The organism is Ruegeria atlantica (genome assembly GCF_001458195.1).
Taxonomy (GTDB): domain Bacteria; phylum Pseudomonadota; class Alphaproteobacteria; order Rhodobacterales; family Rhodobacteraceae; genus Ruegeria; species Ruegeria atlantica.
The window spans coordinates 69,269-92,983 of sequence record NZ_CYPU01000031.1 but is presented as its reverse complement, the minus strand read 5'-3'; the positions used below and the strand labels follow the sequence as shown (position 1 = coordinate 92,983).

Sequence of the window (23,715 nt, the reverse complement as noted above, 5' to 3'; positions counted from 1 at the left end):
TCCTCCATTCTTCGATGATGATCTGCGCTTCTCTGAGCGAGTAGAAGATTTCCCCGTTCAACAGCTCGTCCCTCATGCGACCGTTGAAGCTTTCACAAAATCCGTTCTCCCAAGGCGAGCCTGGTTCGATGTATGCCGTTTTGGCTCCGACAGCTGCAATCCAGTCGCGAACCGCCAGAGCAACGAACTCAGGACCGTTATCTGAACGGATGTAGGACGGTGTGCCGCGCAGAATGAACAAATCCGTCAGAGCATCGATCACATCCGCCGAGTTTAGTTTTCGCTTTACCCTGATTGCCAAGCACTCCCGGCTGAACTCGTCGATGATGTTCAACGTCCGGAAAGGTTTCCCATCATCGGTGCGACAATGCACGAAGTCATAGCTCCAGACATGATTGCTATGTTCCGGCCTGAGTCGAACACATGAACCATCGTTTAGCCAAAGCCGTCCCTTCTTGGGCTGTTTTGCAGGCACCTTCAGCCCCTCTCGTCGCCAAAGCCGTTCAATGCGCCCATCACTGACAGACCATCCAGCCTCTCTCAGCAACACCGCAACCCGGCGATACCCATACCGACCATACTGCCTGGCAAGCTCGATCATGTCGGCCACCAGCTGTTCTTCATCGGGTCGGCCCCGTGGAATACGCCTTTGCGTGGATCGGTGCTGTCCCAGTACGCGGCATGCACGGCGCTCGGAAACTTTGAACTGGCTGCGAACATGAGCGACGCAAGCACGGCGACGAGAGGGGCTTAGAAGTTTCCCTTCGATGCTTCCGTCAGGATAAGCTTGTCGAGCGTCAGGTCTGATACCGCACGCCTGAGCCGCTCATTTTCCTTCTGAAGCCGCCTAAGTTCCTTCAATTGGTCTACACCCATTCCGCCATATTGCTTGCGCCAGCGGTAATAGGTTTGCTCCACAACGCCGATCTGTCTGATCGCATCCAGACGCGGCATCCCTTGCCCCATCAGAACTTCAACCTGCCGCAACTTCGAGACAATTTCTTCCGGCTTCGGTCGCTTGTTTGCCATTCTTGGTCCTCCGTTTCCTAATCTTAACGGTGGGCCCATTCAAATGGGGAGGCTCAAAAACCTCGTCCACGTGCCATTTCCATTTGGAGAACGCGCGCAACTGCTGAATACGCTTCCGTCTGATCTCAGCAGCAAACATCGGGCCAAACCTGTTCCACCAGTATCGGATAGTTTCGTGGCTCACGGCGATCCCGCGTTCGTGCAGCAGATCTTCGACATTCCGAAGTGAAAGAGGGAAACGGCTGTACAACATCACCGCAAGGCGGATGATCTCGGGACTGTTTTTGAAATACTTGAAAGAGGAAGGTTTGGTCATTCTCAATGACTACGCAACCACCCTGTCCCGCTCAAGCCAAGTTCCTCTGACATGACCTCTTCCACGCTCCGCAGCGACAGTGGGAACCGAACATACATCATACCCGCTAGGCGAATGACCTCTGGGCTGGTTTTGAGGTAGCGAATTGGATTGGGTTTTGTCATCCCACGAAGCTACGGAACCACCCTACCCGCCTCAAGCCGGTTTCCTCTGACAAGACCGTTTCTGCTCCATTGGTCCGAACGACGAACATTCCATCTGAATATGAAGCGAAACTATGTTCTCCCTTAGTTTCGCTTCACTCTATCCAGCCTATCAAAGGTCGAAAATCATAAAACCAAATCGAAAGAAGATTGGTTTGACAGACTGAATATGCGGTCTTCATCCAAGCGTTCGCTGTAGATTTCGACGTCAGCAATTTCACCAGAGAACGGGTTTCTAAAAGCATCGTCTCCAGTTGCGCTTGCCCAACCGAGGCCACCAATTTGCATGACCTCTTGGTTTAGCGTCCAGTCTGTCGTGAAGTCAGGGTTCGAGTCGATCAGGGCACCGTCAACCCAAAGTTCAACACCGTTACCGAATACCAATGCCACCTCGTATTCCTGGTCGGCCACAAGGTCGTTAAAGATGAACTGTTCGCTGTTGGCGCCGTCTTGGAAACGGGCAATCAGGTCGCCTCCATTGACGTAGACTGCAAGATGGTTTCCGCCCCCTTCAAATCCGGATGCATCTTTAACCACCAATCCCTGGCGCATATTTGGATTACTGTCTTTGAACGAGAACGCAATAGTCCCCTCTGGAACCTCAAATTCCGGGCCATGTGCGATGTTTTCAACTGCCCCTGTCGAGCCGTCGAAGTTTGCTACGCCGGGACGCTCGAAGAACGGCAATGGGTCGGGCGCTTCTTCGGTAACATTTACCGTTACTGTTGCGGTCGAAGTTGCTCCATCGCCGTCGGACAGGACATAGTCAAAGCTATCCAACCCAATAAAGCCGGCATTAGGAGTATACGTAATAGTCCCATCTGCGTTCACTGATGTCACACCATTTGAAGGTTCACTGGTGGGATCCAGCGTTATCGTCAGGGTGTCTCCATCAACATCGGCGTCGTTGTCCTGAACCGCGATGACCACGGCTTCGTTTTGCTGCGTTGCCGCATCGTCGTCAGATGCGACCGGATCGTCATCCACAGGGTTCACTGTAACATCGACCGAAGACTGCGCTGTCCCGCCATTGCCGTCCGACAAAACGATGTCGAAGCTGTCCTCACCAAAGAAATCCAGATTTGGTGTGTAAGTCACCGTCCCATCCGGGTTGACCTCGGCCAGACCATTCGCGGCACCACTGGCAATTCCGGTCGCTGTGACCGTGTCGCCATCCAAGTCCGTATCATTGATGCCTGGCGCGATAATAGCTGAACCGTCCTCGTCCACGACTAGGACATCGTCCACGGCTAAGGGCGCGTTGTTGCCCGAACCCGAATTGTACAGTTCGCCGACCTGTTCGTCGTTCAGGGCCACGTTAAACACCTTGCGGTCCGCAATGTTGCCCTCGAACGGAGCGTCAAAACCTGCCGCCCCGCTATCACTGGCCCAACCACGACCGCCCCATTGGATGAACTCTAAATTGTTAGTCCAGTCCATAACCAACGCTGCGCTCGCTACAAGCGCACCGTTTAGATACACACGACAACCGCCAGGCCCGAAGGTCATTGCCAGATCATAAGTTTGACCGGCCTCGATCCCTGGAATGGTAAGCGTTTCCGACGATCCTTCGTCCTGATAACGGATATTCAGCTCTGGACCGTTGAGGTAAACGGCGAAGTGGTTGCCACCTCCCGCGAAACCCGAAGCATCTTTGGCGAACAAGCCCTGAGCACCATTCGTATCAGTTGCGTTTAGAGCGAACGAAATCGTTCCCTCACTCAACGTATAGATCGGATCATGGGGCAGTTCGATGACAGACCCGTTGGTGCCATCGAAGAATACCTGAGCTGGTTCGTCCACAATGGGTACAGGGAACGAGTTCACAGTGACTGTGACCTCTGCTGTGGACGTCGAAATACCGTCGAACACAGTGTACTCGAACGTATCTTGGCCGGCAAAGCCGATGTTCGGTGTATAGGTGACCGTACCGTTTCCATTATCCACAACAGTGCCGTTGCTTGCACTACCGACGGACTGGACTACCAACAAGTCGCCATCCACGTCACCATCGTTGGCCAGAACGTTTATGGCTATTGCGTTACCCTCGGACGTGGTCGCCGCATCGTAATTAACTTGCGGAGGATCGTTTTCGGGATTGACCGTTACATTCACAACTGCGGTGTCAAACCCGCCGAGACCATCTGTGACCGTTACCTCGAAATTGTCGGTGCCATTGAAATTCACGTTTGGCGTGTAGGTAACGGTGCCGTCTGCCTCCACAACCGCAGTACCATTGGTCGGTTGCGAGAAGATCGACGAGCCAACCACAGGGTCTCCGTTGGCATCTGTGTCGTTTGCGCCAGGCTGGAAGAGCAGCGGGGTGTCCTCGGAGGTCGAGACATCGTCTGCGATCGCAACCGGATCAGTATTCGGTTCGGCGAGAACCGTTACCGTGACAGTTGCCATCTGTGGTACGCCACCGCTTTGATCGTCGATTGTGTACTGGAACGTATCGGTGGCGCCCACGCCCAATCCGTTCGGGTTATAGATAACCGTTCCGTCCACTAGCGTCACGATGCCACCATTGGTGCTATTGGTAACACCGGTGACGATAAGGCTGTCGCCATCCACGTCACTGTCGTTGGTCAGGACATCAATCGGCGTTTCTGCAGCTGTTGAAATGACAGTTGCGCCATTGTCGACCGCGACAGGATCGTCGTTCACAGGATCAATGTTGATGTCTACCGTCGCGGTTGCTTCTCCACCTTCCGAAGTTGAAATCACATAAATGAAGCTGTCCGTTCCATTGAAGTCAGCATTTGGCGTGTAGACGACCTCTCCGTCCACAATGGACGTTGTTCCGTTTGCTCCGTCGCTTGCCGATACCAATGTGATTGCACCGGCATTTTCAGCAGTTTCGTTTGCTACAACGTCGACACTGACCGGTGTATCCTCGTTTGTGGTTGCAAGGTCGTCATTAGCGACTGTGACAATCGGGTTGAGCGCTGCATCAGAGAGGGCCTGAGCATCGGCATCATCTGGTTGTCCGTCGTAGAGAGCAAAACGTTCGATGGTACCGTTAAAGGGCTCTCTTAGCTTATCGATATCACCGGGAGTACTGGCAAAATTGTTGCCGCCGAGTACAAGCTGTTCAGTATTCCCCGAGGGCGAAACTGTACTGGGATTGCTGCCTACATCGACGCCGTTAACATATAGTGTCAGGCCATCATCACCGAAAGACACCAGAATATGCGTTGGTTGACCAGCAGTTAGGATATCCTCGGCGAGAACAGTGTAACTTTCCCCGGTGGTACCAGATCCATTCTGCGCACGGAGTTCCAAGTCATCTCCAAGCGAGCGCAAATTGATGTGCCCGCCTGTTCCAAAGAACGTTGCGTCTGCCGACACGATCCCCTGATTGCCATCGAGATCATCGAAAGTAGCCGCTACTTCGAGGCCACCGTTGGTGAGAGACCCAAGCGGTGTTGCTCCAATGATCTGCGGAGCGCTCGAACTGCCGTCGAAGTCACCGTTGAACCCGTCTTCACCGTTATCCAATTCGTAAACAACACTTGTGTTGCCAGGGTTGGCGTCATCATTCAGGATTGTTCCGGTTGCAATCGCCCGGTTTAGAACCGCGCCAGTCGGGTTTGACATGGTGATTGACAACGTTTCGTTTGGCTCGAAAACCGTATCGGATGAGACCGTGATCCGGATTTCTTTTTGTGTTTCACCTGCGGCAAAGTTTACCGTACCAGTTGAGGCCTGATAGTCAGAGCCAGCAATTGCTGTCGCGTCGCCAGTGTCGTACCGCGCCGTACTTTCACCACTCAGATCACCCTGACGTAGAACTGTAAACACCAGCTCGGTTGTGCCATTGTCGCCTTCGTCGACGTCTGCGTCGATTATCGACAGGTTGGTTTCATCCGGGTCTATCCCGGAGCCAATCGGTGCAGTAGAAGTTACCAGAGAGCCGGCGGCAGGAAGAGTGGCTGGGGGCGAATTGCCCGTGGAATCGCTAAGATCTCCATCGAATGCATAGTAACGTTCAAGACCGGTTTGCGGTCCGGACAACGGGTCATCTTTGTTAGCCAGAATTTCCTCTTCTGTCCGCGCCACACTCCAGGCGCGCCATTCGTCCATTTCGCCTTGCAAGCCGCCGGCTTGAACCGTGCCGCCAATGTGGTCGATTGTGAACGGGCCAGTCCAGGTAGTCGCAACCGTCTGGTCCAGAACACCGTCAATATAGATCTTCAGTTCACTGCCTTCACGGACGATAGCATAGTGTGTCCATACATCCGGTTGGCTTGAAGTATTAGCAACAACCGGGTCATTGCCGCCGTCCCAGTCGTTCGAATAAATGCGGATCTGACCATTGAAGAAGTTGATATCGTTTGCACCAGGTTGGCCGAAACTTCCGGAACCCGCCAGACCGTCGATATTGTTGATGGTCGGGTCTGTGAACTTGACCCATGTTTCAATGGTGAAGTCCGAACCGCTTTCGCCGAGAACGAGCTGCGGAATGTCTACATGCTCTGTTCCGTTCAGGGCCAATGCCTGACCGACCGAACCTGTCACTTCGTACAGCGGTCGGAAGCTCTGTCCTGCCTCTGGTGTGGTAATTGAGCGGTTGCGGCTGGTCTCACCGTCCTCCCATCCAATGAACGTGAATTCAAACCCACCCGAAGTGTAAGTCTCTTGCGCTTCAACTGTGTGATTGAAGTTTACAATCGAGTCGAAAGTGAAATCGCCCACTTCCGGACGCGTGTCGAATAAGAAAGTGTAATTTTGAACCGGCGCGTCAAAGGAAAGTTCGGTGGTTTCAGGAGTAAGGCTTAACTGCGTGGTCTTAGAAAGGCCATCGCTGTCGGTCGCTGTCAGGAATACGGTGATCCCGTTCAGGAAGCTTTCAAGGTTACCCGAGTCCGGCGTAACAAAGCTGACCCCGCCAACCTGATCTGCTGTCCCGTCAATTGGTCCGGGCCGCTGGATGTCACCAAGCTGATAGGTCGTGGACCAGATAAGTTGATCATTGCTGTCGATCAAACCGTCTTCGATGTCATTTGCCAGACCTTCCAAGGTTATAGTCTGACCCGCGCGGTAGGTACCGCCATCAAGTGGCGACTGAATCTCGGGTGTAGGCGCGTTACCGACCGTAATAACCCGCGCGTCAAATACGGTTGCCGCCCCTTGCGCGTCAGTTACGACCAGTTCGACGACATACTGACCCAATTCGTTGTACGTGTAGGTCGGATCCTGTTCGGTCGAAATCGCGGTATCGCCGATGCCATCGCCGTCAAGATCATCCCCGTCACCGAAGGACCACAGGTAGGAAAGGGCATCACCATCCGGATCGGTGACGTCGGCTTCGAACGTCACCTCATACGGAGCCGTTGGGCTACTGTCCTCGCCGGGATCCAGAACGATCCCGGTTCCTTCCGGCGCGCCGTTGCCGCCTTCAAAACTGATGCGATTGACGGTGCCTTCGAATGTGAACACGTTCCCGGTCTGGAAAGTAGTGATATAGTACAACGCTCCGTCCGTGCCTTCCTCGAAGGCAAGTACCTGGCCAGTGGCGTTCTTGAAGAAATGATCTTCGACCAGAACCGGTCGTTCACCGGAATAGTCGATTTCCAGGTAGCGGATCCAGTTCCGGACCCAGTCGCCATAGAAATAAGCGCCAACGTATTCGTCCGGGAACTCGTCACCGCGATAGACGACGCCGCCAGTAACAGACGCACCACCATTTTGTGTGCTGTCACCCTGACCGGGGCCATTCAGATGCGGGTAAGAATGGATTGGGTTACCCGGATCATTCGAGTCGGGCAAGAATCCTTCGCCGTCGAAACCGGCATAATCATTCGGACCCCAGGCGTAATCGGCACCGGCCACAGCGATGTGGATATCCTCATCCGAAGTATTGTTGTTGTTGCCGCCGACCTCACCGATGAACAGGGTACTGGACTCCTGATCGTAGCTGCTGCGCCAGCCGTTGCGCAGACCATGCGAATGAATCGTGGTCATTACGCCCTCCGAGTCGATTGCCAGGTTCTCAGCGGTCGTTGAAATGGCCGAGCTTACATCGATTTCCGGCGTATAAGCCGCGGCCGCAATCGGATCGTAATATGGGTTGTCCGTTGGGATTGAGCCATCGGTTTTGTTGACCCGATGTACCTTGCCGTCCGGATGCGTCAGATCCTGAGAATTCGCAGGTGTGAACTCATCGCTGGTGACAATATACATCTTCCAGGGGCTTGGGTCGTTTTCGTCAATTGGTTCATAACCGAATGACAACCCTCCGCCTTGGTGGCAGCAGGAACTGGTAACGTCGTTCTCTTGCCACATAACGGTTTCAGTGGACAGGTCGCCGCGGCTGCTTGCTCCGCCACCGTTTTCAATTTGCTGGAACCGCGAGACAGTAGTTTTGCCTTCACCGTCCTCAAGCATTGTGTAGTAGAAATACACGTAGCCGTTCGTCTCGAACTCGGGATCGACTTCGACAGCCAATAGCCCACGTTCTTCATTGTTGAGCGTCTGACCTGTCAGGTCGAGATAGGTCTCGATTGTCCCGCCGGGCTGTGTGGGGTCATCAACAATTTTAACGAGACCGCCTTTTTCAATTACGAGCATCCGGCCATCAGGCAGGAAGGCCAGATCGGTCGGCAGGAAAAGTCCGCTGACCACCTGAGAGTCGATGAACTCGCCTGCTCCGGTGCCGCCTCCGGCTCCGTCAATCGGGGCGGTCGAAGTAACATAGTTGGTCCCGGATGGCAGCGGCACGCTAGCACTGTTGTCCGTTTCGTCGGAAACCTCGTTCGTATCGCCGTTAAAATTGTAGTACCGCAACAGGTTCGCGCTCGCGGGATCAGCGCCGCCGTCCATATCGTCGGCGATCTGTGTCTGTGTGCGGGCCACATCCCATATTTGCAGCTCATCAAGCTGACCGGTCAATCCGGTTCCGTTCGATTCACCGAATACCGAACCTGCGATTTTGTCGATCGTGAAGTCGTTGGTCCAGTTGGTTGTAGAGGTCGCGTTCAACTGGCCGTCTACATAGATTCTGGTGACACCATCCTCACGCGTTACAGAATAGTGGGTCCACTGACCCGGCGATTCAACCTGATTGGAAACGACGATGTCATTTTCAGTCGCTGTACTGTCGAAGAGTCTGAACTGCCCTTGAAAGAAGTTCATGTCATTGTTCGGCCCTACGACCAGACCGTCCGCATTCGAGATTTCTGTACCTGGCGTATTATAATTCCACGCCTGAATTGTGAAATCTCCGGTCAGCGTCAGGTCAGGTACATCGATCGGAACCCCTGCCGTCAGCAAAGCGCGTTCAGTACCTGTGCCGGGGTTGCCGCCACCGCCGTCGGGGTAGGTGTCCGCCTCGACATAGGTCAGGCGCACATCGTCAAACTGTGCGTTGTTTTCATCCGCTACAACTGCATCGAACAGTTCAATCCTCAATGCTTCGCCGTAGTTCGCGCTGAAGGCGGCAAGATCAGTCGCATCCAGAGCAACTGTGACGTCAACAAAGCTATCATCCGAGGGGTTGAAATCTGCGTTGCCCGCGATGCCCAGCAACTGGTTTCCGGCATAAAGGCGAATTTCCCAACCCAGATTTTCACCTGCGTTGGCTTCGTCACCTACCCGAACAGCCAATTGGTAGCTGCGGCCCGCTTCGAAAGTCTCGGTCAGGGTTTGAGAAATTGTTCCGCCATCGTCGATGTAAGCGACGTTCTGACCCTCGGGCGCTTCGTCTGAATAAAAGTCAGCCCGTGGGTTCCATACACCCATTCCTGAGCCGCTCAGATCCCAACCATCGATAGTTTGCGCCGCTGCGAAGTCAGCAAGCGTTTGGGCTTCGAAACCTGCATTGGCGATCGCTACATTGATAATAAAGGGTGTGCCACCGCCTCCGGTTGGATAAGTATCGGCATCAACAACGTTCAGGCGCACATCATCAAACTGTGCATTGTTTTCCGGCTCGACAACCGCATCAAAGATTTCGATGGCCAGCGCTTCGCCGTGATTGGCTGAGAATGCAGCCAGATCGGTGGCATTCAGTGTCAGTACAGCGTCTTCGAACGTACCGTCGGACGGACTGATACTGCTGTCGTCCACACTGCCAAGCAGCTGGGTGCCAGCGTACAGGCGGATTTCCCAGCCAACGTTGTCACCGGCGCTGGATTGGTTTCCGACCTTAACCGAGAGTTGATAACTGCGCCCTGCCTCGAACGTCTCACTCAGAGTCTGAGAGATGGCGCCACCTTCATCAATGTAGGCCACGTTTTCACCGTCGGGGGCTTCGTCAGTAAAGAAATCGGCGCGCGGATTCCACGTTCCCATGCTTGGACCGCTAAGCGTCCAGCCATCTATTGCGGTCACTGCAGCGAAATCGGCCAGAACATTAGCTTCGAAACTTGCGTTCTCAATGGTGACCGCTCTTGGGGCACCTGTGTCTGTGACGGTTACTGTTACAGACTGTTCAGTTGTGTTTGCTCCATCCGAAGCTCCGATGATCACTTCGTACGTGTTGTCACCATTCGCATCACCCGGAGCATCGAAGTCTGGTGCAGAGGCAAAACTCAGGGCACCGGTGGTGGCGTCTATGGCGAACAATGCCGCGTCCGTACCACCCTCGATTGAGTAGCTGACCGGCTGTGGGCCGTCAGCATCAGTGGCCGCAGCCGCATAGGTCGTATCTGTATTGCCTTCGGTTACCGAAACGCTGGTATCGCTGGTAAACACCGGAGCATTGTTGTCCACAAGCGGGGCACCTGAGTTTACGAATGACACTCCTGCGGGCAATGCCTGATCAGGAGTGGTTCCGGTCAGATCGACCAAGTCGGTTCCTGTGCCATCAAAGCCGTAATAGCGGAGAAGACCGGTCGAGGAGGGGTCTACGGTTTTGTTGTAGGACGCCAGAACATCGGTTTCGCTGCGCGCGACGTCCCAGATGCGCACTTCGTCAAGTTGCCCGTTGAGTGCGTCCGTGTTCGACTTTGCCAGTTGCTCAATAATAAAATCGTTAGTGTAGGGGTTGGCCGCAGTCGCATCCAGCACTCCGTTGACGAAGATTTTGGTAACGCCCTCTTCGCGGGTAACGGCGTAATGCGTCCATGTCCCGGCCGTCGCAGCTGTATTCGCAACCACGATGTCGTTGCCCGCAGTGCTGTCAAAGACACGGAATTGCTGCGCGAAAAAATTCATGTCGTTATTCGGACCAGCTACCAGCCCGTCGTCATTCGAAATGACTTGGCCCGGCGCAAGATATATCCAGGCTTCAACCGTGAAATCACCGCTGAGGGTAACGTCAGGGATGTCAACGGCAGTGGAGCTGGTTGAGAGTGCGCGATCGCTCGGCGGAGTGTTGACCGGGTATGTATCAGCCTGCACATAGTTCAGACGGACGTCGTCGAACTGAGCATTGTTTTCAGGGTCAACAACAGCGTCGAAGATCTCCACAGTCAACGCTTGACCGTAATTGGCTGAAAACGCCGCCAGATCGGAGCCATCAAGCGTTAGAACAGCGTCTCCAAAAGTGCCGTCCGCCGGGGTGACGCTGGTGGCGTCCACGCTGCCCAAAAGCTGGGTTCCGGCGTATAAGCGGATTTCCCAACCATTGCTCGTGCCTGCGCTGGATTCGTTGCCGGCACTGACCGTAAGCTGATAACTGCGTCCCGTCTCAAAGGTGTCTGTCAGCACCTGTGAAATCGTTCCACCGTTGTCGATGAAAGCGACGTTTTCACCGTCGGGGGCTTCATCCGGGAAAAAGGTTGTTGTGGGGTTCCACGTCCCCATTGCACCGCCGCTAAGGGTCCAGCTAGTGATCGCATTGGCCGCGCTTCCGTCTGCCAATGCGGTAGCTTCGAAACTTGAGTTTTCAATAGCGATTGCTATCGGCACGACGGTGATGGGTGCGCCAGAACTCACCAGGTTTGTTCCCAATGGGGCAGGTAGTACCTCTTCAGTTTCGGCCTTGCCCGTACGGTCCACGATAAACTGGTTCACACCCTCGAAGTCGTAATAACGCAGCAGGCTTGCACTGCTGGGATCCACCGTCTTGTTGTAATTGTCCGCAATTTCGCTTTCGGTGCGCGCTACGTCCCATATGCGGACTTCGTCCAGTTGTCCTTCAAGTCCTCCAGCGGCAGAACCTTCGGCCAGAGTTTCAATTGTAAAGTCGTTGGTCCAATCCGTGCCAGAGGTGGCATCCAACACACCGTTAACGTAGATTCTGGTCTGACCTGCTTCGCGCGTAATAGCGTAATGTGTCCAGACCCCTTCGTTCGTTGCAGAGTTGGCGACTACAATATCACCACCATCAAAAACACGTACTTGGCCAGCAAAGAAATTTATGTCCTGCCCCGGGTTGGCGACGATGCCGTCTGCGTTGTTTATTCCAGATCCCGTGGGCATAAACACCCAGGCTTCGATAGAAAAATCTCCTGAAAGAGTCAGATTCTGAATATCCAGTGCGGTGCCGTTGGTCTCAAAAGAACGCATTGATAGCCCCCAATTCAGTGAGTTTCTTTAGTGTTTTATGGAAGGAGAAAGTTCGAAAAAACTTCTCCATGAGTAACGCCGCAAAATGTTCTCGGCGGAAATCTATTATTTTGGCTGCGCGAGATAGGTGCCAATTGCAGGATTTTGGCTTATTCGACTTTAGGAAAAATTAGTCCGCGGGAGTACCGGAAAAGGGCCCATAAGTCGCCGAATATCGCCAACGTTTCCGACCAATTTAGAAGTCGGAATTTCTCTTGATATGGAAGGCATTGTAACCACAAAGCGATTGGCTGGCTGAATTAGTTTGAGCGACAATTATTACCGGATTTTGCCTCTCCAAAAGGCGCATCAAATACACCTGCCTTCCAAACGTGTTTCCTTGATCTAGTGATCTTTTGCACTTCGAGAAAAAACTGCCGCCGCTATGCGAGTGTTAGGTACATCCCCACTGATACTCATAAAGTGTCACCATACTAACTACAGAATAAAATTTATATATAACACCTAACGACGTTAGCAATGTCAAAGTGATATGTCGACAATTTTGGTTCGGCTTGACTCGACAGTTGGTCTTGATCAGAAATTAGGCGACAGTTAATGCAGGGAGAGTTGGTCTTTTTTTGCATTTAAAATATTGATTAAAATAGGGAAAAAAATTCTCTTTATTCTTGCTGCAGAAGTGACCTGATTTAAATAGACTCCGTCTATGCCCCCCTTTTGAGCCATCTACTAAATAGGGAGTAAGAATGAAAAATTCATCTTTAAGTAGTGTTTCTGCGATAGTGAAAGAGGTTCTTGAGCAAAAGAGATTCGGTGCAGTTCGAGAGGCGTTAGGTCGTGCTATTAATTTGCCTGAACCCGTTACTCAGGAAGTCGCAGCGCGCTTTTTGGCAGACCAGACTTTTGCAAAAACTCTTATTGGTGTGCGAAATCAAATTGAGTGGCGCGACCGGATGTTAAATGATCCAATGAACACTGAATTCTCTGTACCTATGAAAAGGGATGGGCAGAACGACACGCGGAGTGCAAGCTCAATTGCGAAGTTAGCTCTGAAGTCAGCGAATGCTTATATTCAATGGAGCGAGCAAGGATTTAAAGAGGTTGATTCTGATAAATTGAAGCGGCGACGGAATGCTTGCTTAGGCTGTGATCAGTTAAAGGAGGCACCGGAAACTCTTGCCTATCGATTGGCGCTGGTTGTTGCACAAGATGATCCCAGAGTTTGTATGGCTTGTGGCTGTCTTTTCATGAAGAAGACGGCAATGCCAAACGAGGCCTGTCCAATGCCTGCAGAAGGTGACCAAAAATTCAGCAGATGGAATGAGCCATTCCATTGATTTTTTGGGTGCTGTTAGACAAATTCGAACCAGTCTCAGCTAGGCCGGTAGAGCTGCCCTTTATGCCGCACCAAGTTCGTGCCACTCTGCGAGGGCGGCGGCGCGCGTAAGCTTTAAGGCCTCTGGGCTGGCGAGCGATCTTTTCTGGTTGAAGTGGTTGTAGACGGAGGAACGGACGGCTGCGAACTTCGCATGCGCCTGAAACGCTGCATCGCGCGTTCTCTTCGTCGAATCGGTAAGTGCGAGTTCTCGACGCAGTTATTGAGCCACCTGACCGTCATTTGTTTTCCTTGCCACCAAGCTCTCTGTGAGCCGCCCGATATGACGCGAAGCGATCCGTGGCGACGTTTTCCAGGTTCGGTCAGACGAATTCGAACCAGTCTCAGTTTGCCGGCAAATGCGTGCACTTTTACGGAACAAAGCTGGCGCGGTGCTGTCAGACGAATTCGAACTCGTCTCTGTTAGGCCAGTGACGTTGCCCTTTATTCCGCGCCAAATTCGCGCCACTCGGCAAGAGCGGCGGTGCGTATCAGCTTGAAGGTATCTCGGCTGGAGAGCGATCTTTCCTGGTTGGAATGGTTGTAGACAGAGGAATGGACGGCGGCGGATTTCTGCAAACTTCGCATGCGCCGGAAACGTTGCATGGCTCGTTCTCTTTGTCGAAATGGGAGGTGTGAATTCTCAACGTGGTTGTTGAGCCACCTGCCCGTCTTTTGCTTTTCGAGCGCACCCAATTCTCTTAGCGCTGCTTTGTAAGACGCAAAACGGTCGGTAACGATTTCTTCGGCACAGCCATGGCGCTTCATCAATTTCTTGAGAAATTTCAATGCCGCAGCTTTGTTTCGGCGTTTAGTAACGACGGCTTCAAGCACTTCACCTTCGTGATCTACGGCTCGCCACAGATAACGTCTCTTGCCATTCACCTTCACAAAAACCTCGTCTACGTGCCACTTCCATTTCGAGAATGCACGCAGTTGCTGCACCCGCTTTCTTCGGATCTCTGATGCAAACATCCGGCCGAACCTGTTCCACCAGTATCGGACAGTTTCGTGGCTCACGTCGACGCCTCGCTCGTGCAACAGATCTTCGACATTCCGAAGCGAGAGCGGGAAACGGATGTACAGCATCACCGCAAGGCGGATGATCTCGGGACTGGTTTTAGGCTCAGGACCTATTAATCTGATTGAGGTTGTCGGTTCGGCGTGATTCAAGCTCCCAAACTGCGGGGGTTATATGAGCAATCTTTACTGGCTGAACGAAGATCAAATGGAACGGCTTCGGCCCTGTTTTCCGAAGAGCCACGGTGCGCCACGCGTCGATGATAGGCGGGTATTGAGTGGTATTATCTTTATTAATCGCAACGGTTTACGTTGGTTCGACGCACCAAAGGAGTATGGCCCACCTAAGACGCTTTGTAATCGTTGGAAGCGGTGGAGCGATATGGGTGTGTTTGCCCGAATTATGGAGGGCCTTGCCGCTGAAGCCCCTGACCATAAAACGATTTCAATCGATGCGACTTGCCTCAAGGCCCACCGGACAGCTTCCAGCTTGTCGGTCAAAAAGGGGGGCGCGGACGCCTGATCGGGCGTACCAAAGGCGGCATGAACACAAAGTTGCATGCAGTGGCTGACACGGTTGGGCGGCCCATTCGGTTCTTCATGACCGCCGGTCAAGTAAGCGACTACACTGGGGCGAGAGCTCTTGTCAGTAGCCTGCCAGCAGCCGACTGGCTGCTTGGGGATCGTGGCTATGATGCGGATTGGTTCCGTGAAGCCCTTGTAGATATGGGAATAACGCCTTGCATCCCCGGACGAAAGTCACGCGGCAAGGCCGTCAAATATGACAAAAGCCGATACAAACGCCGCAATCGTATCGAGATCATGTTTGGCCGCTTGAAAGATTGGAGGCGCGTGGCAACCCGCTATGACAGATGCCCCAAGGTGTTCCTTTCGGCCATCGCTCTCGCCGCAACCGTAATTTTCTGGTTATGAGTCCTGAGCCTAGCGGCATCTAACAAAATTTATTGTCAAAAATTAACGGCAATCAATACTACCTGTGCGTGCATCCGACCATGAAGGCGAGCTGCTGGAAAGCTATGTCACGAAGCGCCGGGATCGTGTTACGGCCCTTATACACTTGAAAAAAGCGATGAAACGTTGCGGCCAGCCAGGTTTTGTCGTCACTGGCAAATTGCACTCTTACGACGCGGCGATGAAAGTCATAGGGAATGCGTTACGGCAAGAAACCGGCCGTTAGAAGAACAATCTTTCCGGGTATTCACATCTTCCGTCGGCGAAATGAACGTGCGATGCTCTGCTTCCGGCAAATGTGATGTTTGCAAAAGTTCGCTGCAGACACTTACCCGTCCATGTTCACTTCAATCATGAATGGCAGCTTTATTCACACGACATGTTCAAACTCAGCTGAACCGCCGCTCTTACCGCGTGAAGTCAGATTTTCTCCGCCTAGATTCCGGCTTTCTGAGTTAGACTGTGACTAGTTCGAATTTGTCTGGAAGTACCGCCAATCATGCCCGTCCCTTTTGCTTTTCCGCTTCAGAATTGTGCCGTAATCCTATTGATTTGAAGCGCTGTTTACGTTCAGCTTCCCGTAATATCGCTGTAGGTGAAACTCGAGATCAAGTCTTGTGCCCGTGTTTTGGCGGGGCTGCTATGGGCGTCATTCACTGGATTTACGGGGATTTGCAGAGAGTTTAGAAAAACAGACCGAGAAGGCGATTTCGTGGGCAAGTGTTAATAGCTTTTCAATTGTTTGACCGGGCTTGCCAAAGCTAGTGAGCGAATTAATCTGTCTCAGTGTGAGATGTGTCATTTGTCGGAACGTTGAAAGTCCAAGTGGCTCTTCTGTTTTAGTCAGTCGAAAGAAAGCGTAACGCGGCAGTCTGGACGTTCCGCCCGGTTATGGCTCATGGGGCCGGTGGGCTGAAGCACCGGAATGCTGCTTTTTCGGTTCACATCTAAGCATATGAAAGCATTCACGGTACATGGCAATTTGCCAAAATATTTACAAATACCCCAGTTGCTCGTGAACAAATTTACAAAATTTTGCTACAATACTAGTAATTTATTGAGAAATTTTCTGTCTGATTTCCATTATTGGAAGGCACAAAAGTGCGCTTTCGTCTGCTGGAAGAGAAGCCAAGGGACGAAAAATGGAAATGGGAGGAATACATGACTAAGAAAAATGTCACGCGCCGCGGCGTGCTAAAGTCCGGTGCCGTTGCAGGTACCGGTCTGGCCCTGCCTACGATCTTTACGGCTTCGTCGGCCGCTGCTTTTACGAATGAGCCGACAGGGTCATCTGTCACTCTGGGCTTCAATGTTCCGCAAACCGGACCTTATGCCGACGAAGGCAATGACGAATTGCTGGCGCAACAGCTGGCGGTCGAACATCTGAACGGCGAGGGCGACGGTGGTTGCTTGAACACATTCTCGTCGAAGGCGCTTCAGGGGAACGGTATCCTCGGCAAGAAGGTCGGGTTCGTCACCGGCGACACCCAGACCAAATCGGATGCAGCCCGCGCATCGGCCAAATCGATGATCGAAAAAGACGGCGCAATCATGATCAATGGTGGTTCGTCCTCGGGCGTGGCCGTTGCGGTTCAGGGCCTGTGCCAAGAGGCGGGCGTAATTTTCATGGCTGGCCTGACACATGCAAACGACACCACGGGCAAGGACAAGAAGGCCAACGGTTTCCGTCACTTCTTCAATGCCTACATGTCGGGTGCCGCTCTGGCGCCGGTGCTGGCGGCTGAGATGGGTAAAGAACGTCGCGCCTATCACCTGACGGCCGACTACAACTGGGGCTGGACCCAGGAAGAGTCGATCGTTGCCTCGACCGAAGCCTTGGGCTGGGAAACGGTCAACACGGTCAAAACACCGCTGGCGTCTACGGACTTCTCGTCCTACATCGCACCGGTTCTGAACTCAGGCGCGGATGTTTTGGTTCTGAACCACTATGGTGGGAACATGGTGAACTCGCTGACCAACGCTATCCAGTTCGGTCTGCTCGACAAGGTTGCAAACGGCAAGGACTTCAAGATCGTCGTGCCGCTGTATTCCGAGCTGATGGCCGCTGGTGCGGGCGAGAACATCAAAGGTGTGCTCGGGTCGATGAACTGGAACTGGCAGCTGCAGGATGAGGGCACAAAGGCCTTCGTGAAGTCCTTTGGTGAGAAATACGGCAAGCCGCCGTCCAACTCCGCTCAGACCTGTTATGCACAAGTGCTGCTTTATGCGGATGCGTGTGAGCGTGCGGGCACCTTCAATCCCTGTGGTGTTGCCGAAGCTCTGGAAGACTTTGAGTTCGACGGATTGGGCAACGGTCCCACCTGGTATCGCGGTGCCGATCACCAGTGCTTTAAGGACGTACTGGTTGTGCGCGGCAACGAGAACCCGACCAACGCGTATGACACGCTTGAAATCGTCGAGATCACGCCGCGTTCGCAGGTCGAGTACGATCCCGAGCACCCGATGTTCGCCGGTGGCGAACTGGGCAAGTGCAATCCGGGCGCGTAAGCCTTTTGGCGAAAGTCTGACCGTCGTTCTCGGCGGTCAGACGACTTACGGCCAGGCCTGTTGGCCTGGTTCCAACCACTCAATCCACACTGACCAACCCTGAGGTGGGCCCAATGGACGCCATCCTACTGCAAATACTTAACGGTCTGGACAAGGGCTCGGCTTATGCGCTGATCGCGCTGGGTCTGACTCTGATCTTCGGGACGCTCGGCGTCGTGAACTTTGCCCACGGGGCTTTGTTCATGATTGGTGCGTTCTGCGCCGTTACTTTGCAAAAGCTGCTGAACCTGAGTTTCGTGACCCTGGATGAAACCCAAAAAGACTTTCTGGGTAATCCGCTGAAGGTCGAAACCCCTTTTATCGAGGCTTGGTTCGGCCCCGAAGTCGGCGCAATGATTATTGACTGGTCCGTTCCGCTGTCCATCCTGTTTGCGATCCCGATCATGCTGCTGGTTGGCTATGTGATGGAACGCGGGCTGATCAAACATTTCTACAAGCGCCCGCATGCAGACCAGATCCTGGTGACCTTTGGTCTTGCGATCGTTCTGCAGGAAATCGTCAAGTATTTCTTTGGCGCCAACCCGATCCAGACCCCTCCGCCCGATGTGCTGAGCGGATCTGTCGATCTGGGTACCATGGTTGGTTTTGATCCCAATGCAATCATCTACCCGATCTGGCGATTGGTCTATTTTGGCTTTGCCGTAGGCATTATCGGCGCAGTGTTTTCGTTCCTGCAGTTCACCACCTTTGGGATGGTCGTCCGTGCTGGGATGGCTGACCGGGAAACGGTAGGCCTGCTGGGCATCAATATTGACCGCCGGTTTACCATCATGTTTGGCATTGCTGCCGGTGTCGCTGGACTGGCCGGTGTGATGTACGGGCCGCTCAACCCGCCAAACTATCACATGGGAATGGACTTTCTGGTCCTTAGCTTCGTTGTGGTTGTTGTTGGCGGAATGGGGTCATTGCCAGGCGCCGTTCTGGCAGGCTTTTTGCTGGGCATTCTGGAAAGCTTTGCCTCGACCACCTGGGCCACAACAACGATCCCAGGCATCAATCAGATCATCATCTACCTTGTCGCCATCATCGTGCTGCTGACGCGCCCGCGCGGGCTGATGGGGCGCAAGGGCGTGATGGAGGAATAATCAATGTTGGGACTGAATAAAAAAGACACCAGCCTGCTGATCGTCGTCGCACTCCTGACCTTGCTGGCGCCTTTCATCCTGAACCCGTTTCCAGAGGGCAGCGCCATGGCGCAGTTCAACGCGGGTTACCCGGATTTGATGCAGAGGTTCGTGATTTTCGGGATCTTTGCCATCGGATTCAACATTCTGTTTGGCCTGACCGGGTACTTGTCCTTCGGTCACGCGGCCTTTCTGGGCGTAGGATCATATTCGGCAGTTTGGATGTTCAAACTGCTCAGCTACAACGTCATTCCAGCCATCGCGCTGAGTGTCGTCGTCGCGGGCTTGTTCTCACTACTTATCGGGTTCATCAGCTTGCGGCGGTCGGGGATCTATTTCTCGATCCTGACGCTGGCCTTCGCACAAATGAGCTTTGCGCTGGCCTACTCAGTGCTGTCAAACCCCAAATTTAACCTGACGAACGGGGAAACCGGCCTGCAGGTTTATGCGGACGATCCGCAGATCCTGCAGGGCGCTAACGCGCCGGATCTACCGCATCTATTCGGATTGCCAATGCGCGCGACGTACACGATGGATGTGGGCGCGTGGAGCTTTGACTTCAACGCGGGTTACTACTTGTGCGCAATCATAATGATGGCCGTGTTCTACCTGTCTATCCGTATCTTCCGGTCGCCTTTTGGCATGATGCTGCGGGCGGTAAAATCGAACCAGCAGCGGATGAACTATACGGGTCTGAACTCCAAGCCATATACGCTCGCGGCCTTTGTGATCTCGGGCATGTATGCCGGTTTGGCCGGCGGCTTGATGGCCGCCATGGACCCATTGGCAGGTGCCGAGCGGATGCAATGGACCGCTTCAGGCGAGGTGGTTCTGATGACGATCCTCGGTGGCACGGGCACGTTGATCGGGCCGGTTCTGGGCGCAGGTTTCATCAAGTATTTCGAGAACATCTTCTCGAAGATCAACGACAACGTCCTGCATAGCTGGTTCGCATTCCTGCCTGACGGGTTGGAGGACGCCGTGGTGTTCGTGATCCATCCGTTCATCGGCAAAGGCTGGCACCTGACGCTGGGCATCCTGTTCATGCTGGTTGTCATCTATCTGCCGGGTGGTCTTGTCGAAGGTGGGCAACGTTTGCTCAAGCGCTTCAAGCGTAAGAAAAAAGACACCGACGATGCGCCGTCGGGAAAAACAGAACCGGCGGAATAAGGGGCGAGAAATGGCAATTCTAAGAGTCAAAGACGTCAGCAAACGCTTCGGTGGCCTTAAGGCGCTGACAGATGTGAACCTCAATATCGAAGAAAACTCGGTTCACGCGATCATCGGCCCCAATGGCGCGGGAAAATCGACGCTGCTGAACTGTCTGGTGGGCAAGCTGATGCCGGACACCGGATCGGTGTTGTTCAACAACAACTCGGTTCTGGGACTCGAGCCGTTCCAGATCAACCAGATGGGCATCAGTCGTGTGTTTCAAACGCCTGAGATCTTTGGCGAGCTGACCGTGATGGAGAACATGCTGATCCCGATCTTCGCGATGCGGGATGGGGCATTCCGGATGCATGCCTATGAGACCATCGCTCGCGAACGTGAGGTCGTCGAACAAGCCGAAGTCATGCTGGAAGAGATGAACATGGCCGACAAACGCGAAATGCACGCGGCGTCGCTGTCTCGCGGCGACAAGCGGCGACTTGAGATTGGCATGTGCCTCAGTCAAAATCCGCGGCTGTTGTTGCTGGACGAACCTACGGCTGGCATGGCGCGGGCGGACACCAACAACACCATTGATTTGCTAAAACAGATCAAGGATGAGCGCGACATAACCATCGCCATTATCGAGCATGACATGCATGTGGTCTTCAGCCTTGCGGAACGCATCACAGTTCTGGCGCAAGGGACGCCGTTGGTCGAAGATACTCCAGAAAAAATCCGTGGACATCCCAAGGTTCGTGAAGCCTATTTGGGCGAGGCGGCGTAAGGAAAAGCTATGAACGAGAAACCCGACTTTTCGAAAAACGCCAATAGGGCAAGCACCGCGCCTGCGTTCCTGTCTGTATGGGACATGCATTCGTACTACGGAGAAAGCTATATCGTGCAGGGCGTCAGCTTTAACGTGCACGAAGGCGAGATTCTGGCCCTGCTTGGACGGAACGGCGCTGGCAAAACCTCGACACTCCGGTCGATTGCGCGGGTAGGCGATCCCGAAGTAAGGCACGGTGAAATCTGGCTGGATCATCAGCCGCTACACAATATGACAAGCTACGAAGCGGCGTCTGTTGGCCTTGGCCTTGTGCCGGAAGACAGACGAATTATCCCAGGGCTGACCGTTGAGGAAAACCTGCAGCTTGCCCAGATTGCACCACCGGTCGGATGGTCCCTCGAGCGGTTGTATGAACTGTTCCCGCGTTTGGGCGAACGCAGGAAACAAGAGGGGATTACGTTGTCGGGTGGCGAACAACAAATGCTGTCAATCGCCAGAGCCCTTGCCCGGGATATCAAGGTCCTGCTTCTGGATGAGCCTTACGAAGGTCTGGCCCCGGTCATTGTCGACGAGATTGAAAAAACCCTGGCCCACGTCAAGCAACAGGGCATGACCACGATCATCGTCGAACAGAACGCCGTCCGAGCATTGGAGTTAGCCGATCGCGCGATCATTCTGGACACCGGCACTATCGTATTTGATGGGACGGCGAACGAGGTGCTTCAAGACACCGGCCTTCGCGAGGAGTATTTGGCGATCTAGGGCAGGCTCGAAGTCTTAGGAACATTCTGGTTGCAAACGCCTTAGTTATGGTGACGCTCGAATTCTTCGGACGCTTGCGCTCCTACACTCATGATCAAGGCAAATAACTATGATCCGCCATATAGTCCTAACAAAATTCCGGTCCGACGTGACCGAAGAAACCATCGGGAAGATTTACAGGGGCCTCTCGAACCTGACCGACGCCCTTCCGGGTGCAGGTGGGTTCACTGGTGGCCGCAGCGAAAGCCCTGAACAGATCGAACGCGGTTACAAGCATGGGTTTGTGATTGATTTCGATGATTGGGCCGCATTGGCCAGCTACCAAAGCAACGAGAGGCACAAAGCGCTGGGCACGCAGTTGGTCGAAAACACCTTGGGCGGCATCGACGGAATTCTGGTCCTGGATTTAGAGGTCTGAGAAAGTGGGACTGGTTTAGACAAATCCCTAGGAACAGCCTGAATCCTATGCGTTCACCTGTGTTTCCTGGTGCCGGGCTGAAAGGTTTTTGAGTCGCACAAATGTCTATGCGGCCAGCGTCCCTGTGCCGTTTCTGTTCAACGAGAACCTGGCCAAAATGGAACTGTCGGAATGGATGAGCATGCACGACGGGGGCGTTTTGGGGACGTGTAGCTGCGTATTCTTCAATTGTTGGAAAGGCTGAAAATGTAAGTCGGACGCCGGATTACTTGTCTTCCAAAGGTCATTTTTATATACTGTTTTGTAAATTGTTTCTTTATTCTTTCGATGTTCACGAGTGTGTTTGGTTCGCCCGAATCTCAACAGCGAAGAACGTGTTCCGGCGACCAGTTCGGGGGTATTGATGACAAAGGCCAGTGATCCAAAAGCTCGCCCTAAAGCTGCCAAAAAAGACGCTGACGAAGTGTCGGGTGTATATGACTTTTTGCAGTCTTCTGAATGGCAGGAGATGCTTGAAAACGCTTCTAAACAGAGGGCGATTAACCTCGCGGCCCGCAAGGCAAATCGCGCTGCTTCGCAATCGTCTGGTACTGACCCAAAAAAAGACATCCGCTCAACCGATGATGATCGACTGAGACAGGCTTTTAACAAAGCGGCGGGGCCGCCTGAAACCGCTGTTAAGCCGACCCAGGTACTAAATTCTCACCAACCTTATGAGTCGGTTCAAAAAGCAACTGCAGGGCGAGCTGATAGCCAAAGCGTCAAAAATGACCGTCGTGCGACCGAAAACGAGGCGCGCGGTGAACGATTTGAAGCAAGCGCTGTGCCGCCCGATGGCGGGTCCGCGCAGGGTATCAATCCCGACATTGTATCAGAGAAACCAATCGACCCGGAGCCAGGTCAAAAGCTATCCGATGATCAGGTGGCGGATCTTTTGCGTAAAAGTCTTCTTGGAAAGATAGATGCTCAGAGCCGTTCTCGTCACAGTACTCGGCTGGGTTCGGTTGTAGTAGGATGCGGCATCGGTGTTGTTGCGTCGTCTTCGGTTTATCTAATCTTGTCCGGGCTAAACACCTTCGGCCCAACACAAAACGCGAGTTTGTTGAGCCAAGAGACCGTGGCTGCTATTGCGATCACGGAACAAGACGCGGAATTGGCCGAGCGCTTGGTGCCGCCATCCAACGTTACAAGCGGCGGGGCGGACCTGCGAGTTACTTCCGCGACCGTATATGATTCGTTATCTGAATCGATTTCGGCTGACGGTGACACAGCCGCGTCATCTGATTTGGCGTTGCTGTCACCGCCCAAATCGGATTCTTCGGAGCAATCGGGGAGTATCAAACCAGAATTGTCACGGTTGGCTCCAAGTGTTCGGTCTTTCGTGCCGACCCTTGTCCAACCACCATTGCCAATAACCAAGCTAAGCTATCGACCTTGGGAAGAGTTGAATCTAGGTTTCGTCCGGTTTCAATCGGCGCCCGAGATTTTCAGCACTTCTGTCGCCTTGCTTGAAACAACTGTAACTGTTGCAAAA

12 protein-coding genes and 3 pseudogenes are annotated in these 23,715 nt (G+C 53.4%); 9 read left to right on the top strand and 6 right to left on the bottom strand.

The window, feature by feature from the left end:
* From RUA4292_RS24000 to RUA4292_RS09390, 4 genes and pseudogenes are all read right to left on the bottom strand, one after another.
* Positions 1-1,029 (bottom strand): IS3 family transposase gene (locus RUA4292_RS24000; protein WP_145974921.1). Its coding sequence is split into 2 segments (ribosomal slippage), with 1,030 coding nucleotides annotated over them: positions 1-765 and positions 765-1,029; the frame shifts between segments, so codons are not numbered across the junction. This gene is flagged as partial in the annotation.
* Between the two features lie 58 nt (positions 1,030-1,087).
* Positions 1,088-1,345: pseudogene (locus RUA4292_RS09395) on the bottom strand (IS6 family transposase); the annotation flags it as partial.
* A gap of 2 nt (positions 1,346-1,347) precedes the next feature.
* On the bottom strand, positions 1,348-1,509 hold the full coding sequence (locus RUA4292_RS24445; protein WP_370737417.1) for a hypothetical protein: 162 nt from the start codon (positions 1,507-1,509) through the stop codon (positions 1,348-1,350).
* 165 nt (positions 1,510-1,674) lie between these two features.
* Positions 1,675-12,003 carry a LamG-like jellyroll fold domain-containing protein gene (locus RUA4292_RS09390; RefSeq protein ID WP_058277364.1) on the bottom strand — a complete coding sequence of 3,443 codons (10,329 nt, stop codon included), beginning with the start codon at positions 12,001-12,003 and terminating at the stop codon, positions 1,675-1,677.
* 746 nt (positions 12,004-12,749) lie between these two features.
* Here RUA4292_RS09390 and RUA4292_RS09385 point away from each other — a divergent pair.
* Positions 12,750-13,340, top strand: a complete 591-nt coding sequence (locus RUA4292_RS09385; protein ID WP_058277363.1) for a hypothetical protein — start codon at positions 12,750-12,752, stop codon at positions 13,338-13,340.
* A 60-nt stretch (positions 13,341-13,400) separates the two neighbouring features.
* Here RUA4292_RS09385 and RUA4292_RS25275 read toward each other — a convergent pair.
* Positions 13,401-13,692 (bottom strand): annotated as a pseudogene (locus RUA4292_RS25275) (DDE-type integrase/transposase/recombinase); the annotation flags it as partial.
* A 130-nt stretch (positions 13,693-13,822) separates the two neighbouring features.
* Entirely contained in the window at positions 13,823-14,524 is a 702-nt protein-coding gene (locus RUA4292_RS09380) for an IS6 family transposase (RefSeq protein ID WP_058277370.1), read from the bottom strand.
* 49 nt (positions 14,525-14,573) lie between these two features.
* Here RUA4292_RS09380 and RUA4292_RS23990 point away from each other — a divergent pair.
* From RUA4292_RS23990 to RUA4292_RS09340, 8 genes and pseudogenes are all read left to right on the top strand, one after another.
* Positions 14,574-15,331, top strand: a protein-coding gene (locus tag RUA4292_RS23990) for an IS5 family transposase (protein WP_145974920.1) whose coding sequence is annotated in 2 segments (ribosomal slippage) — positions 14,574-14,892 and positions 14,892-15,331 — 759 coding nt in all. Because the reading frame shifts where the segments join, the coding sequence is not laid out codon by codon here.
* A 38-nt stretch (positions 15,332-15,369) separates the two neighbouring features.
* A pseudogene (locus RUA4292_RS25270) lies at positions 15,370-15,767 on the top strand (DDE-type integrase/transposase/recombinase); the annotation flags it as partial.
* Positions 15,768-16,531: 764 nt separating this feature from the next.
* Positions 16,532-17,878, top strand: coding sequence for a substrate-binding protein (locus RUA4292_RS09365; protein ID WP_058274871.1), 1,347 nt, complete (start codon positions 16,532-16,534; stop codon positions 17,876-17,878).
* Between the two features lie 113 nt (positions 17,879-17,991).
* Entirely contained in the window at positions 17,992-19,023 is a 1,032-nt protein-coding gene (locus RUA4292_RS09360; RefSeq protein WP_058277362.1) for a branched-chain amino acid ABC transporter permease, read from the top strand.
* 3 nt (positions 19,024-19,026) lie between these two features.
* The gene (locus RUA4292_RS09355; RefSeq protein WP_058274759.1) at positions 19,027-20,232 is read left to right on the top strand and encodes a branched-chain amino acid ABC transporter permease; all 1,206 of its coding nucleotides are present in this window, start codon (positions 19,027-19,029) and stop codon (positions 20,230-20,232) included.
* 10 nt (positions 20,233-20,242) lie between these two features.
* Positions 20,243-20,998 (top strand): ABC transporter ATP-binding protein, encoded by a 756-nt coding sequence (locus RUA4292_RS09350; protein ID WP_058277369.1) that lies wholly within the window; start codon positions 20,243-20,245, stop codon positions 20,996-20,998.
* Between the two features lie 9 nt (positions 20,999-21,007).
* Positions 21,008-21,763, top strand: coding sequence for an ABC transporter ATP-binding protein (locus RUA4292_RS09345; RefSeq protein WP_058274761.1), 756 nt, complete (start codon positions 21,008-21,010; stop codon positions 21,761-21,763).
* A gap of 109 nt (positions 21,764-21,872) precedes the next feature.
* The gene (locus RUA4292_RS09340) at positions 21,873-22,181 is read left to right on the top strand and encodes a Dabb family protein (protein WP_058277361.1); all 309 of its coding nucleotides are present in this window, start codon (positions 21,873-21,875) and stop codon (positions 22,179-22,181) included.
* The last annotated feature ends 1,534 nt before the right edge of the window (positions 22,182-23,715 follow it).

Excerpts from the sequence above, each read along its gene's own strand:
- RUA4292_RS24445 (WP_370737417.1), bottom strand. The coding sequence starts at position 1,509 with ATGACAAAACCCAATCCAATTCGCTACCTCAAAACCAGCCCAGAGGTC.
- RUA4292_RS09390 (WP_058277364.1), bottom strand. The coding sequence starts at position 12,003 with ATGCGTTCTTTTGAGACCAACGGCACCGCACTGGATATTCAGAATCTG.
- RUA4292_RS09385 (WP_058277363.1), top strand. The coding sequence starts at position 12,750 with ATGAAAAATTCATCTTTAAGTAGTGTTTCTGCGATAGTGAAAGAGGTT.
- RUA4292_RS09365 (WP_058274871.1), top strand. The coding sequence starts at position 16,532 with ATGACTAAGAAAAATGTCACGCGCCGCGGCGTGCTAAAGTCCGGTGCC.
- RUA4292_RS09360 (WP_058277362.1), top strand. The coding sequence starts at position 17,992 with ATGGACGCCATCCTACTGCAAATACTTAACGGTCTGGACAAGGGCTCG.
- RUA4292_RS09355 (WP_058274759.1), top strand. The coding sequence starts at position 19,027 with ATGTTGGGACTGAATAAAAAAGACACCAGCCTGCTGATCGTCGTCGCA.
- RUA4292_RS09350 (WP_058277369.1), top strand. The coding sequence starts at position 20,243 with ATGGCAATTCTAAGAGTCAAAGACGTCAGCAAACGCTTCGGTGGCCTT.
- RUA4292_RS09345 (WP_058274761.1), top strand. The coding sequence starts at position 21,008 with ATGAACGAGAAACCCGACTTTTCGAAAAACGCCAATAGGGCAAGCACC.
- RUA4292_RS09340 (WP_058277361.1), top strand. The coding sequence starts at position 21,873 with ATGATCCGCCATATAGTCCTAACAAAATTCCGGTCCGACGTGACCGAA.